This window comes from Pantoea sp. AS-PWVM4, from assembly GCF_000468095.1.
Lineage (GTDB): Bacteria > Pseudomonadota > Gammaproteobacteria > Enterobacterales > Enterobacteriaceae > Pantoea > Pantoea phytobeneficialis.
The window spans coordinates 32773-46066 of sequence record NZ_ASZC01000011.1; the positions used below are offsets into that span (position 1 = coordinate 32773).

Here is a 13294-nt window from a genome sequence, read left to right on the forward strand (position 1 = left end):
GCAAGCGAGCCACGCCATTCCCGCGCTTGTCAGCAGTTTTTTTTATGTTTACCTTATGGTTATTAGCGAACACACAGGAAATGTCATTTTGTCGCAGCCACAACCTCACCATCTGGTGATCACCGCATTGGGCGTTGATCGTCCGGGTATTGTGAATACCATCACCCGCCATGTCAGCAGCTGCGGCTGCAACATCGAAGACAGTCGCCTGGCGATGCTGGGTGATGAATTCACCTTTATTATGCTGCTCTCCGGAAGCTGGAATGCCATTACCCTGATTGAATCCACCCTGCCGATGAAAGGGGCTGAGCTGGAGTTGTTGATCGTGATGAAGCGCACCAATGCGCGCGCCACGCCACCTATGCCTGCCACCGTCTGGGTTCAGGTTGAAGTTCCGGATTCCCCGCATATCATCGAGCGGTTTACCGACCTGTTCGATAAACATCAAATGAACATTGCTGAATTGGTTTCGCGCATTCAACCGGCGCAGGATGGTGTACCGCCTACCCTGTATATTCAGATGACGGCGCACAGCGCTGAAGGCGCGCGCATCGAACCGGCGTTTAATCAGCTCTGTCAGGAACTGCACGCCCAGGGTACGATTCGCTTATATAGCGTGGCGGATGATGCCGTACCGCACTGATGCGACCTCCGGGTTATTTCGTCACACACTCTGTCCGGATTGGATAAACAGTGTGCGGAAATAACCCTGACGGTAAACTCCACCTGGCACTTTTGGCCCTGATGGTGTATTACCCACAGCATGAAGAAAAAAATGGAGAGTTGTGATGAATCCACTGAAAGCCGGTGATACCGCACCGAAATTTAGCTTGCCCGATCAGGATGGCGAACAAGTAAATTTGGCCGACTTCCAGGGACAGCGCGTTCTGGTCTATTTCTACCCGAAAGCCATGACGCCGGGCTGCACCGTACAGGCCTGCGGCCTGCGCGACAACATGGATGAATTGAAAAAGGTCGGTGTGGAAGTGCTGGGTATCAGCACTGACAAACCGGAGAAGCTATCGCGTTTTGCCGAAAAAGAGCTGCTGAACTTTACGCTGCTGTCTGATGAAGACCATCAGGTATGCGAACAGTTTGGCGTCTGGGGTGAGAAAACCTTTATGGGTAAAACCTACGACGGCATTCACCGCATCAGCTTCCTGATTGATGGTAATGGCAAGGTGGAGAAGGTGTTCGACGATTTCAAAACGTCTAACCACCACGACATCGTGCTGGATTACCTCCAGTCAGCCTGATGAGCAACGGGTGCGTACTACGCACCCGTTTTCTTTAATTCACGATAGTTTCTTCCGGCCAGGCCCGAACCACCGCTTTGATTAACGTAGCCAGTGGGATGGCGAAGAACACGCCCCAGAAGCCCCACAACCCACCGAAAATCACGACCGACAGAATGATCACCAGCGGATGCAGGTTGACCGCTTCCGAGAACAGAATCGGCACCAGGACGTTACCATCCAACCCCTGAATCACCAGATAAACCACAAACATGGTCCAGAAGTCGCTGCCCAGGCCCCACTGGAACAGCCCTACGCCAATGACCGGGATGGTCACCAGCATCGCACCGATATAAGGGATCAGGACCGATACCCCAACCAGCACCGCCAGCAGCAGCGCGTAGTTAAGGCCGAGCAGCAGAAACGCCAGCCAGCTCACCACGCCCACCGCCACCATCTCCAGCACTTTGCCGCGAATATAGTTGGTGATCTGTTGGTTCATTTCCTGCCACACCACGCCTGCCAGACCACGGTTGCGCGGCAATACGCGACGCACCGCATTTAACATCTGCTCTTTGTCCTTCAACAGGAAAAACACCATCAGCGGCACCAGCACCAGGTAAATCATCAACGTCATCAGCCCAACCAACGACGCCAGTGAATATTTCACCAGCGACTCACCTAGCCCGGTCAGGCGGCTGCGTAAGTTTTCGACCACGATGTCGATGATGCCCGCATCCACCAGTGCCGGATAACGCTTCGGCAGTCCGGCGGCAAACAGGTAAAGTTTGTTGAGCATATTGGGGAGATCGCGGGTGAGGTTGATGCCCTGCTGCCATGCGACGGGTGCAACAATCAACACCATCACTAGCACGATACCGCCGAACAGCACCAGCACGATGCTGGAAGCCCAGGTGCGGCTACATCCCACCCGCTCTAAACGGACTGTTGGCCACTCCAGCAGATACGCCAGCACCAGCGCCACCAACAGCGGGGCCAGCAAGCCACTAAAGAAGAAGAGGATAAGAAACGCCGCCAGCAAAATTGCCACCAGGCCAATTGCCTGGGGATCGCTAAAACGACGTCTGTACCATTGAATAAGCAGAGCCAGCATACCTTTCCTTTCCCGTAACGGTGCGATTTATCGCGCAAACCCGTGCACTATACGGGAAAAATCTGCGCGATAAATCGCGCCGCTACAAATCCATAATGTCTCTTTAACGCGTAATACTACTGACCAGCGCATCCTGCCCGGCCAGCATCACACAATTTCGTCCGGCATTTTTCGCCTGATACAAGGCCGCATCGGCCTGTTTCAAACTCTGCTCCTGTGAGCCGTTGTCCGGCTGCCACAGCGCGATACCCACCGAGATGGTGATATTCCCCACCGCATCAATCCAGCTATCAGCAATGCTTTGACGCAACCTTTCAGCGATGATTCTCGCCTCTTCCGGCGCAGTCCCCGGCAGCAACATCAAAAACTCTTCGCCGCCATTACGACAAACCACATCGGTCTGACGGGCACTGCTACGCAACGCCTGCGCCACTTTTTTGATCACCTCGTCACCCACGTCATGACCAAAGTTGTCGTTGACCCGTTTGAAGTGATCAATATCCAGCGCCAGCACTGCAAACGGCTGACGCATGGCAAGGAAGTAATCCAGCACCGCACCGAGGCCGCGTCGGTTAAGCAAATTTGTCATCGGATCCGTCTGGACTTCGGATTTCAGCCGTCCGATTTTATCCTGCACCAGACCGATACCGGTCAGCATCGCGCGTTTAACCTGTGCGGCTTCAAAGTACCAGGCGCGGATACCATTGATCTCACCGGACACGCTTTGGGTATCCATCTGGCTGGCCTTACGCGCCAATTGCCACAGCGGTAAGGCAATCAGACGCGAAAGAATGACTGCCGCCAGCAGGGTTAACAACGCAAAAGGCACCGAGTTTTTCAACACTTTCAACAACAGGCCGGAGAGCGGTGCCAGCGTCACGTCGGTCGGTTTCAGCGCTACCACCATCCAGCCGGTGGTGGGCACAATCGCATAACCGGCCAACTTCGATGTCTCTTCGTCAATCAATTGCAATGAACCGTTAGTCCGATTCTGACGTTCCTGGTCACTGATAATCCCCGGTACCGTTTTACCAATCAGTTGACTGTTCTGGTGATACAGCACCTGGTCATTACGATCCAATACATAGACATGCGTGCCATCGCGATAAAACTGCTCGCCGAGTAACGCATTGAGAATACTTTTCTTTTTCAGATAAATCGTGCCGCCAATGTAGCCCAGATAGCGTCCATCGTTGCTCCAGATTGGCCAAGAAACAAACACAATCAGGTTATTCGCTACCGAAAGCGTCGGTTTACTGACCATCGGTTGGCGTTTCGCCAGGGCTTCACGCGATGCCTGACTGGTGAGATGCATACCTTTTAACATCATCGATTCCGGTGAAATGGCTTTCACTACGCCATCGGTATCGACTATCGCCACCGAGTTGAAGCTGTTGGTTTGCTCGCGCAGGCGATTCACCTCTTCCTGAGCCAGCTCAGAGTTATCAAAATCATTGCCCAGTTTTGTCGCGCTGTAGTGCAACTGTGATTCAGCCAGTTGAAAGAAGACTTCAGTGGTGGAAGCCAGTTTGGTGGCATAAGCGCGATTGGCTTCGAGGGTGCTTTCGATCAGGACCATGCGTTGCACCCGCCATGTTGCGTACAAGGCATTAGCGAGCGTGATAACAATACTGGTGATCGCCAGCAGCATGATTAGCGTGCGCAGATCAGTTTTAGGCCAGATGCGCGTTAACATGGCGCACCCGCCATCAGGAGTCTGTTCATCATTGGTGTGCCTGGCAGTCTTGTTATTGTTGGACGTACTTACCCTGGTGAGGTAACGGAGAATTGTACACCCACAACCCAATTTGAGCACTAAGCATCCTGCCGACACCCCAATTCTTTTGCTTTTATCTGGCGCTAATTAGTCAATTAATCCGTTTATATCGTAAAAGGGAAACGGTCCGGGATAATCGCCAATGGCACACAAATGTGTGGTCATCCCTTGCTGAGGATGCCAGCGGTGCAACAAAAACCCTGGCGGTTCCAGCACAAAATTGGCCGGGCCAGTTTCAGACAAATCGAACGCCACCTGATGCGACACCCCAGGCGCGGTGCAGGCCAGAGTACCGGCGAAACGCGCCTGAATGGAGCGATGCAGATGGCCGCTTAACACCCGCTCCACCTGCGGATGCTGGCTGATTACCGCTGCCAACGCCTCGGGATTGCGCAAAGGTTGTCGATCCATATGGCTGATGCCGGTGATAAAAGGTGGATGGTGCAGCATCACCAGCGCAGGCGCGTGCGGTTCCTGTTGCAGCTTTTCATCCAGCCACTGAAGTTGTGCTTCATCGACATAACCCCACGGCTGTTGCGGCACGCTGGAGTCCAGCGCCAGCAGATTTAATCCTTTGACATGGCTCTGCCAGTTGAGGGTTTCCCCCTGTTGCAGATAACTATGCTCAGGAAACGCGGCACGTAATGCCTGACGATCATCATGGTTTCCCGGCATCAGCAGGTATGGCAGCGCTAACCCTGCCAACGCCTGACGCAGGGTTTGATACTCCTCCGTCAGACCGAAATCGACCAGATCGCCAGTGATCACCACCACATCCGGGCGTGGTTGCAGTCGGTTAAGCGTCTCAATCACCCGCAACAGCGCGGCCTGGGTGTCCACTTTTTTATAGGAGAGGCGTCCCTGCGCCTTAATATGTAAATCGCTGATTTGCGCAACCAGCGTCATGGTTTCAGACAATCTTCGTTCCTCAGGAAGCAGAAAAATGGAGGGCGGCGTCCTGTGCCAGCGACCAGCTCACCGCCTGTCCGGCATGCCAGCTTTCCCGCGCGTGGCGATCCACCTGGATCGGGGCCGCCAGGCCGATATCAATCATCAGCCGCTGTGACGCGCCGAGAAAGGTACTGGCGACGACAAAGCCCTGACGGGGGTAGCGATGATCACTGGCAAGTAGCACGTCTTCCGGGCGGCAAAAACGTTGTGGATTACCGCGTGCGTCAACATCGACACAATTAATGGCACCAACAAAATCGGCGACGAACTTTGACGCCGGATGCTGATAAATGCGTTGTGGCGTATCGATTTGTACCAGCCGCCCCTGCTCCATCACCGCAATGCGATCGCCAAGCGCCATCGCTTCCTGCTGGTCATGCGTCACGTATACCGCGGTGATCGCCAACTTTTTCAGCAGCGTGCCAATCTCCAGCCGCAGACGATCGCGCAGGCGTGCATCCAGCGCCGCCAGGGGTTCATCAAATAACAGGACTTTAGGACGCGCCGCCAGCGCGCGCGCCAGGGCGACACGTTGCTTCTGCCCGCCGGAAAGTTTGTCGATACTGCGCTGCGCCAGCGCGCTGAGATCCACCAGCGCCAGCATCTCCTGCACCCGCGCCTCTCGCTCAGCACGCGGCACACCCTGTACTTTCAGGCCATAGGCCACGTTGTCGGCCACATTGAGATTGGGAAACAGCGCGTAGTTCTGGAACACCATGCCAACATTACGTTTTTCGATCGGTAAATCGGTGACGTTGCGTCCGTCAAACCACACCTCACCACCGGCATCGCAGCGTTCCAGCCCGCTGATAATACGCAACGTGGTGGTTTTACCGCAGCCTGAAGGGCCAAGCAGCACCAGGGTTTCCCCGGCATTCACCGTCAGGTCGAGCGGGTGCAGCGCCAGGTGATGATGAAAACGACGCGAGCAATGGTGAAGCCGAACCGTGACAGAGGCGTTATTCATGCCGACTCCTTGTGTTGGCGCGCAACCGCGCGGTTGAGCCATTGGTTGAGTGCATTCAGCAGCAGCAACAACGGCAGAATCATCAGGATAAAAATCAGGGTATAGGCGGACCCTACTTCCAGTCGCATCGAGGCATAGCTGTCAGCAAGGCCGACCGGCAGGGTTTTGGTCAGCGGCGTATGCAGCATCCAGGTGATGTTGAACTCCCCCACCGACAGAGTGATAACCATAAAAGCACCGGCAAGAATGCCGTTGCGACAGTTCGGCACCACCACGGTAAAAAAACGCTGCCAAAGGCTGGCACCGAGGCTGGCGGAAGCTTCTTCCAGCCGTGGCATATCCACGGCCTGCATCACCGCCAGCACCGGACGCATCATAAACGGCAGGGTAAACAGCACATGACCAATCAGGATAAATAGCCAGCTATCACGCAGGCCGGAAAACTGACCATATAACAGAATGATACCGAGCGCCGTGGCTAACCCCGGCAGCGCCACCGGCAGCATCAGGCACTCTTCAATACGAGCCGCCCAACGGCGTGGCGCTTTCAATAATCCCCAGGCGGCGGGAACGCCAATCACCAGCGTTACCAACAGACAGCACAAGGCAATCAGCAACGACAGCCAGAAAGTACCGGCATACATCTGCCATACCTGATCCACCCACTTCAGCGTCAGGCCGCTACGCAGGCCAATAAAATAGTTGTTGGTCACCCCGGCCAGCATCGACAACACTACCGGCACGATCATAAACAGCGCGGTGAGAGTGGTGATCAGCAGTTGCAGGGTAAAAAGTCCACGACGATTCATGCCGCCTCCTTCTCAGTGCGATGCGCCAGACGGCGTGCCAGCATCAGCGCCAGCCAGGCGATGCCGCCCATCACCACCGACAACGCAGCCGCGGTGGCGAAGTTGGCGTAGTTGGTGAATTCGCCATAGATAGTCAGCGGCAGCACCACCAAATCGGTGCCGAGGGTAAAGGCAGTACCAAACGCCCCCATGCTGGTGGCGAAACAGAGCGCGCCAGTGGAGAGCAACGCCGGTTGCAGCCCCGGCACGATCACATCCCAGGTGATGCGCCACTGACTGGCCCCGAGCGAACGGGCCGCCTCTTCCAGCGAGCGATCAAGTTTTTCACTGGCCGCCACCAGGGTGACAATGGCGCGCGGCAGCGAGAAGTAGAGATAGCCGATAAACAACCCGACCAGCGAATAGGCCAACGTCCAGCGTTCATGCAGCAGGCTCATACTGACCTGTGCCAGCAGCCCTTGTCGTCCGGCCAGCATCACCACCAGAAAACCCACCACCACGCCAGGAAACGCCAGCGGGAAGGTCAATAACGCTAATAAGGTGCTGCGACCAGCAAAGCGCTGACGTGCCAGAAAGCAACCAACAGTCGCCGCGATAAGCAGCGTCGCTAACGTCACGGCCAGCGACAACAGCACGGTATTGAACAAACTCAGCAGATACTGCGGTTGACTGATCACCGTCCAGTAGCCGCTATGCAGCGTGGTGCGATCTGCCTGCATACCGATTTGCAGCAAACGGGCAAAAGGCAGTAGCCAGAAAGCGCAGAAGAACAGCAGCGCAGGCAGCGTTAACCATAGCCAGCGGCTGCCCGGCAGTTTACGTGTCTGGCGGCGCGAGGCCGCCAGGGTGTCGGACAGCGACATTAATGGATCTCACTCAGGTAGCGGGCAGAGAACGCCTTCTGCGCATCGGCCATCTGCTGGTAATCAACGGTTTTGGCTCGTGCATAATCGCTGTCTGGCAGAAAGTATTGCTTCGCTGCTGCCGACATCGCGGAGGTACGTACCGGACGCAGGAAGGCATTTGCCCAGATCGCCTGCCCTTTATCAGACAGCACGTAATCGATCACTTTTTTGCCGTTGGCCTCATGCGGCGCGTTCTTCACCAGGCTGATAACGTACGGCACCGTTACGGTCCCTTCTTGCGGGATGACAAAAGCCACGTTGGCGTGATCTTTGTATTTGGCGCGATAGGCGTTGAAGTCGTAGTCGAGCAGGATCGGGATCTCGCCAGAAATCAGGCGGGCATAAGCGGTTTGCTTGGGTACGATCGGCTGATTGGCCTGCAATTTTTTAAACCAGTTCAGACCCGGCGTGAAGTCGTGCATATTGCCGCCCAGCGCCTGGTTAACCGCCACCGCCGCCACATAACCGACGAAAGCGCTGGCGGGATCAAGGTAGCCGATCATCCCTTTGTATTCCGGCTTTAACAGATCATTCCAGGATTGCGGAATCGGCGCGCCGCCCAGCGCATCGACGTTGACCATAAAACCCATAGTGCCGGAATGCAGCGCCACCCATTTCCCGTTGGGATCTTTCATTCCGGCCGGTATTTCATCCCAGTGCTGCGGTTTGTAGCTGGCAGTAACGCCGGCGTTATCCGCCTGGATGCCAAAACTCACGCCGTAATACACCACATCCGCCACCGGATTGCCCTGCTCTGCCACCAATTGCGCCAGCGCCTGGCCGGAGTTTTTGTTGTCCTGCGGCACCTGAATGCCAGTATCTTGCGCGATGGCTTTCAACTGGGTACCCCAGTCAGCCCATTCCGGCGGGCAGTTGTAGCAAATCGCGGTCTCCGCCGCCTGGGTCAACCCACTGAATAACGAACCGATAGTCAGGGCCAGCGCCCCGGCGACGATTTTGGCTTTTTTGTGTAATTTCATGATGGTTCCCTGGTGTTGGCAAGCAAAGAAGCAAAGGGTGCAGCCACGCTTTCGCCGGGCCGCAGTTGATGAGCCAGTACGCGAGTTCCGCGGCTGGCTGGTTGTAAAAGCATGTCGATGGCGCAGGCACCCAGCCATTCACCAGGCTGCGTCACACTCGCCAGTGACGGGACAAGTTGTTCACCGATAGCGATGCCATCAAAACCCATCACCGAAAGCTGCTGCGGAACACGTACCCCGGCACGCTGGGCAGCGCCAATCAGGCTGATGGCCAGCAAATCGTTGGTGCAGATAACCGCAGTTAACGCCGATGGCCCCTGCAACCAGGGTTGCAGCAGGGCAAAATCAGAATGGGTATGGCTGGGCATTTCAATTACTGGCAGGGCAGCCTGCTGCATGGCATCGCAGTAGCCCTGATAACGCAGGCGGGCACGGTCGGATTGCAACATCGGACCGGCAATCATGCCGATGTGTTGATGCCCGAGCTGCCGCAGATAGTCTGTTGCTTCGCGCAACGCCCGGCGGTTATCGACACACACCGCAGGCCAGTCGTTTTGTTGCGGCACATTATGCGCCAGCACAAACGGCATCTGTGCCTCATGCAGGGTATGCAGCACCGCGCTGTTGTCGGCATCCGCCACGGTCAAAACCAGCCCGGCAACCCGCTGGCGCAACATATGTTCGACAATTGCCGCTTCGCGCTCAGGCTGATAATCACTGGTCGCCACCAACAGCCCAAATCCCGCATCACGCGCCTCGCGCTCCATAGCCTGAAGCTGCTGGGAAAAGATCGGGTTAAGCAATGAAGGTAGCAGTACGCCAAGCGTGGTGGAGCTTTGCGTACGCAGCTGGCGGGCAATATGATTCGGGCGAAAACCCAACTGTTCCGATGCAGCCAGGACCTTATTCAGGGTAGCTGGTCGCAGCAGATGGGGATCAGAGAAGGCGCGTGCCGCCGTGGCGCGCGAGACGCCAGCCAGCTTTGCCACACTCACTAAATCGGACATGTTCGCCTCGTAGGTTGCCAATGAGATCGATCTCATTGGCGCTTAACTTAGCGGTGAACTGTGACAACCACATCGCGCGGAGATGACAACAAGATGACAGCAGCGCATGCTGCCGTCTGGGGAAAATTACAGCATCAGGAAGGCATAACCTTCGTTTTGCAGCGTCGCCACGGTGGTGCCGCTGGAGAGGGTATGCGTTACCATCGGGTCAATCCATTCACGCTCCAGTTGATGGAAAGCCACCGACTGATCGCAAATCGACACCTTGACCCCGGCCTTTTCCAGTTCGCTGATCAACTTCAGGTTAGGGTTATCCACGCCGTAGGCTTTGCGGAACTGTTCATTGTTCAGCGCTGCCGGGACTGCATCGCTATTGATCGACACCACAAAGTTCAGTTGTTCCAACGGCACACCGGCAGCGTAATAAAGATTCGTTACCCGCGCTACCCGCTCCAGCCCGAGATTCGGCTGGCGAATATCCCCCTCACTGCGGTTAATCTGGAACACGATTTTATTGCTCAAACCAGGCGTGCTGGCCGGATTGTATGCAGGCGTGTCAACAAAGTGGATCTTGCCGTAACCCGCGATTGCTGGCGTGCTCCAGAAATCGGCCGGTTCGGTTTTCTTATCCGCAAAGCGGTCGCTGAATTTATCGACCATATCGGGAATCTGGAGCACATTGCCGCCAACAAAACCGGCCAGTGCTGCCACAACAATGTATGTCGCTGGACGCATTTCACTTCTCCTCAACCATCATCAAAATGCCTGTTTACATTTGCAACCACGCATAACCCTGATTTTGCAGCGTCGACACCGTGGTCGGGCTGGAGAGCGCGTGAATCACCGATTTATCGATCCAGTCATTGGGATAATGATGAAACGCCACCGACTGATCGCACACCGACACCTTTACCCCTTGCTTGTTCAACTCCGCAATCAGCGGCAGATTGGGGTTATCGGTGCCATAAAATTGTTTGAAATGCGTGTTATCCAGCATCGCCGGGGTGGCATCTCCGGTGACCGATACCACAAAATGCAGCTGATCGGCCGGTACGCCCGAGGCGATGTAGAGATTAACCACCCTTGCTACGCGCTCAAGGCCGAGATTAGGCCGGGCAATATCACCTTCGTTTTTAGTGAGCTGAAAGACGATCTTGTTGCTCAGTCCAGGCACAGGTTTAAAAGCGGCATCGGCTTCGTAATGGATCTTGCCGTACCCTTCGATACCCGGGGTACTCCAGAAACCTTCCGGGTCCGCTGGTGGAGCAGAAAAGTGGTTCATGACACGTTGATAGATGTCATCGCTTCTGCTGACGACAGCACCGACAAAACCCCCAACAATCGCGATCAGGGCCCAGGAGACAGCAGTACGCATAGAGACACTCCGGCAGGCATGGAAAGTCCGTTTGAACAAAGTACGTTATCTATACCACACCAGGACAACGCCTAAAGCAGGCGGATTTACTGCCCGCGCACGGTTTACTTGCAGGAAAAATAATTAGCGAGACTAATTGAATAACAACCTTGATGGAGCCTGAGCGAGGAGTTGAAAAATAGCTGGTCGGAAGTTTTGCCGGTAACAGGGATTGTCATGACAAACACCGACTTAAAATATGGCCGTCTTAATGTACAGTGCCGCATTTAACCTTTTGCGGCATGATAAAGAATGTCGATGGATAAAATGGGCCAGTTCAGGCTTAGATAGCTTGTTTTTCAGAGAAAACCTGGAAAAACTTATGCCAGGTTCAATAATTTTGAGTAACTTTACCAATCTTTAATCTGAGCCAACCGAAAACAGCCTGCTGGCGTCCAGGTCGCTTTATTCAAATTTTTGCTGCTTTTATCAACAGGCAACAGCAACATTTTGCATTCATCACATCCCCCTGCTTTGCTTGCTTGTATGCTGCGGGTGGTTAAGATAAACAATCATCCCAACATTGGTAGCGGCGCGATTTATCGCGCATCTTTCAAAACTGCGCGATAAATCGCGCCGCTACCAATGTGCGTTAACTGAACGGCTTTACAGAACATTTGCACCACTTAACGGTCCAATTTCCGGACACTTTTTACAGGATCAAGGCATGTTTAACCGGTTGAAAAAATCAGCGCTGGCAGCCCTTATTCCTGCGCTGCTTCTCACGCCTGTGCTGAGCGTCAGGGCTGACGTGAGCGACTCTCTGCCCGATATTGGCACCACGGCAGGCGCAACGCTGTCGATTAACCAGGAATTACAGATCGGTGATTTCTATGTACGACAACTGCGGGCCAGTGCACCACTGATCAACGATCCGCTGTTAAATCAATATATCAATCAACTCGGACAGCGGCTGGTGGCGCACGCCGATTCAGTGCGTACACCGTTTCATTTTTATCTGATCCAGAATGATGAGCTGAACGCCTTCGCCTTCTTCGGTGGCAACGTGGTGCTGCACTCGGCGCTGTTCCGCTTTACCGATAATGAAAGCCAGCTGGCATCGGTGATGGCGCATGAAATTTCGCACGTCACCCAGCGCCATCTGGCGCGTGCGATGGAAGAGCAAAAACGCAATGCACCGCTGACCTGGGTCGGTGCGCTTGGCTCGATTCTGCTGGCTATTGCTAACCCGCAAGCGGGTATGGCCGGGTTAATGGGTACCCTCGCCGGAACCCAGCAGGGTATGATTAGCTTTACGCAAGCGAATGAACAGGAGGCCGATCGCATCGGCATTCAGGTGTTGCAGCGTGCCGGGTTTGATCCCCAGGCGATGCCAAATTTCCTGCAAAAACTGGCTGACCAGAGCCGCTTCTCTTCCAAACCCCCGGAAATTCTGCTAACTCACCCCCTGCCCGATAGCCGCCTGGCGGATGCGCGCAACCGCGCGAACCAGATGCGACCGGTGGTGGTGCAATCATCGCAGGATTTTTATATGGCGAAGGTACGCGCACTTGGCATGTATTCCACCGGTCAAAACCAACTGACAGATGACCTGCTCGATCAATACGCCAAGGGCAATACCCGCGAACAGCAGGCTTCACAATACGGCAAAGCGGTGCAGTTTTTACAGGCGAAAAGCTTTGAAAACGCGAAGAAAATCATCTCCCCGATGCTGACTAAACAACCGGATAATGTCTGGTTTCTCGATATCATGAGCGACATCGACATCGGTCTGAATCAGCCACAACAGGCCATCAAGATGTTGAGCAGCGCCAAGGGCAGCAACAGCAATCCGGTGATTCAGCTTAACCTCGCCAATGCCTATGTCGAAGCCAAACAACCGGCCAATGCCAGCCGTATTCTTCATCGTTATACCTGGTCGAATCCCAACGATCCTAACGGCTGGGATCTGCTGGCGCAGGCATCGGCAGCCCAGGGTTTACAGGATGAGGAGTTGTCGGCACGCGCGGAGGGTCTGGCGTTAAATGGTCAGATGGATCAGGCGATCAGAGCGCTTAGCAGCGCCAGCGCCCAGGTGCCGCTCGGTAGCCTGAAACAGGCGCGTTATGACGCGCGTATTGATCAATTCAGAGAGCTGCAAAAACGCTTCCAACAGTATCAAAAAGGATCGTAAT

At 54.9% G+C, this 13294-nt stretch carries 13 protein-coding genes; 3 read left to right on the plus strand and 10 right to left on the minus strand.

Annotation, left to right across the window (positions count from 1 at the left end):
* The first annotated feature begins 88 nt into the window (after positions 1–88).
* Together L579_RS10945 and bcp are read left to right on the plus strand one after the other, a co-directional pair.
* Complete coding sequence (locus tag L579_RS10945) at positions 89–643, plus strand: glycine cleavage system transcriptional repressor (RefSeq protein WP_021184305.1); 555 nt, start codon at positions 89–91, stop codon at positions 641–643.
* Positions 644–788: 145 nt separating this feature from the next.
* Positions 789–1256: a thioredoxin-dependent thiol peroxidase gene (gene bcp / locus L579_RS10950; protein WP_021184306.1), complete on the plus strand. Its 468-nt coding sequence runs from the start codon at positions 789–791 to the stop codon at positions 1254–1256.
* Between the two features lie 34 nt (positions 1257–1290).
* On the opposite strand, the gene L579_RS10955 is transcribed toward bcp, so the two are convergent.
* From L579_RS10955 to L579_RS11000, 10 genes are all read right to left on the minus strand, one after another.
* Positions 1291–2349, minus strand: coding sequence for an AI-2E family transporter (locus L579_RS10955; RefSeq protein WP_021184307.1), 1059 nt, complete (start codon positions 2347–2349; stop codon positions 1291–1293).
* Positions 2350–2452: 103 nt separating this feature from the next.
* Positions 2453–4045, minus strand: a complete 1593-nt coding sequence (locus L579_RS10960) for a sensor domain-containing diguanylate cyclase (protein ID WP_021184308.1) — start codon at positions 4043–4045, stop codon at positions 2453–2455.
* A gap of 168 nt (positions 4046–4213) precedes the next feature.
* A complete protein-coding gene (locus L579_RS10965) occupies positions 4214–5032 on the minus strand; it encodes a phosphodiesterase (RefSeq protein ID WP_081692778.1) in 819 nt (272 codons plus the stop codon).
* 22 nt (positions 5033–5054) lie between these two features.
* Positions 5055–6044, minus strand: coding sequence for an ABC transporter ATP-binding protein (locus tag L579_RS10970; protein ID WP_021184310.1), 990 nt, complete (start codon positions 6042–6044; stop codon positions 5055–5057).
* Positions 6041–6853: an ABC transporter permease gene (locus L579_RS10975; RefSeq protein ID WP_021184311.1), complete on the minus strand. Its 813-nt coding sequence runs from the start codon at positions 6851–6853 to the stop codon at positions 6041–6043. Before L579_RS10975 ends, L579_RS10970 begins: the two co-directional genes overlap by 4 nt.
* On the minus strand, positions 6850–7716 hold the full coding sequence (locus L579_RS10980) for an ABC transporter permease (protein ID WP_021184312.1): 867 nt from the start codon (positions 7714–7716) through the stop codon (positions 6850–6852). Before L579_RS10980 ends, L579_RS10975 begins: the two co-directional genes overlap by 4 nt.
* The gene (locus L579_RS10985) at positions 7716–8738 is read right to left on the minus strand and encodes an ABC transporter substrate-binding protein (protein WP_021184313.1); all 1023 of its coding nucleotides are present in this window, start codon (positions 8736–8738) and stop codon (positions 7716–7718) included. The genes L579_RS10980 and L579_RS10985 overlap by 1 nt, the downstream gene beginning before the upstream one ends.
* A complete protein-coding gene (locus L579_RS10990; protein WP_021184314.1) occupies positions 8735–9745 on the minus strand; it encodes a LacI family DNA-binding transcriptional regulator in 1011 nt (336 codons plus the stop codon). Before L579_RS10990 ends, L579_RS10985 begins: the two co-directional genes overlap by 4 nt.
* Before the next feature lie 126 nt (positions 9746–9871).
* Positions 9872–10480: a DsrE family protein gene (locus tag L579_RS10995; protein ID WP_021184315.1), complete on the minus strand. Its 609-nt coding sequence runs from the start codon at positions 10478–10480 to the stop codon at positions 9872–9874.
* A 34-nt stretch (positions 10481–10514) separates the two neighbouring features.
* Positions 10515–11120, minus strand: coding sequence for a DsrE family protein (locus L579_RS11000; protein ID WP_036626447.1), 606 nt, complete (start codon positions 11118–11120; stop codon positions 10515–10517).
* A 706-nt stretch (positions 11121–11826) separates the two neighbouring features.
* Here L579_RS11000 and L579_RS11005 point away from each other — a divergent pair.
* Complete coding sequence (locus tag L579_RS11005; RefSeq protein ID WP_021184319.1) at positions 11827–13293, plus strand: beta-barrel assembly-enhancing protease; 1467 nt, start codon at positions 11827–11829, stop codon at positions 13291–13293.
* The last annotated feature ends 1 nt before the right edge of the window (position 13294 follow it).

Coding starts and splice junctions, on each gene's coding strand:
- bcp (WP_021184306.1), top strand. CDS start 789: ATGAATCCACTGAAAGCCGGTGATACCGCACCGAAATTTAGCTTGCCC.
- L579_RS10955 (WP_021184307.1), bottom strand. CDS start 2,349: ATGCTGGCTCTGCTTATTCAATGGTACAGACGTCGTTTTAGCGATCCC.
- L579_RS10960 (WP_021184308.1), bottom strand. CDS start 4,045: ATGTTAACGCGCATCTGGCCTAAAACTGATCTGCGCACGCTAATCATG.
- L579_RS10965 (WP_081692778.1), bottom strand. CDS start 5,032: ATGACGCTGGTTGCGCAAATCAGCGATTTACATATTAAGGCGCAGGGA.
- L579_RS10970 (WP_021184310.1), bottom strand. CDS start 6,044: ATGAATAACGCCTCTGTCACGGTTCGGCTTCACCATTGCTCGCGTCGT.
- L579_RS10975 (WP_021184311.1), bottom strand. CDS start 6,853: ATGAATCGTCGTGGACTTTTTACCCTGCAACTGCTGATCACCACTCTC.
- L579_RS10980 (WP_021184312.1), bottom strand. CDS start 7,716: ATGTCGCTGTCCGACACCCTGGCGGCCTCGCGCCGCCAGACACGTAAA.
- L579_RS10985 (WP_021184313.1), bottom strand. CDS start 8,738: ATGAAATTACACAAAAAAGCCAAAATCGTCGCCGGGGCGCTGGCCCTG.
- L579_RS10990 (WP_021184314.1), bottom strand. CDS start 9,745: ATGTCCGATTTAGTGAGTGTGGCAAAGCTGGCTGGCGTCTCGCGCGCC.
- L579_RS10995 (WP_021184315.1), bottom strand. CDS start 10,480: ATGCGTCCAGCGACATACATTGTTGTGGCAGCACTGGCCGGTTTTGTT.
- L579_RS11000 (WP_036626447.1), bottom strand. CDS start 11,120: ATGCGTACTGCTGTCTCCTGGGCCCTGATCGCGATTGTTGGGGGTTTT.
- L579_RS11005 (WP_021184319.1), top strand. CDS start 11,827: ATGTTTAACCGGTTGAAAAAATCAGCGCTGGCAGCCCTTATTCCTGCG.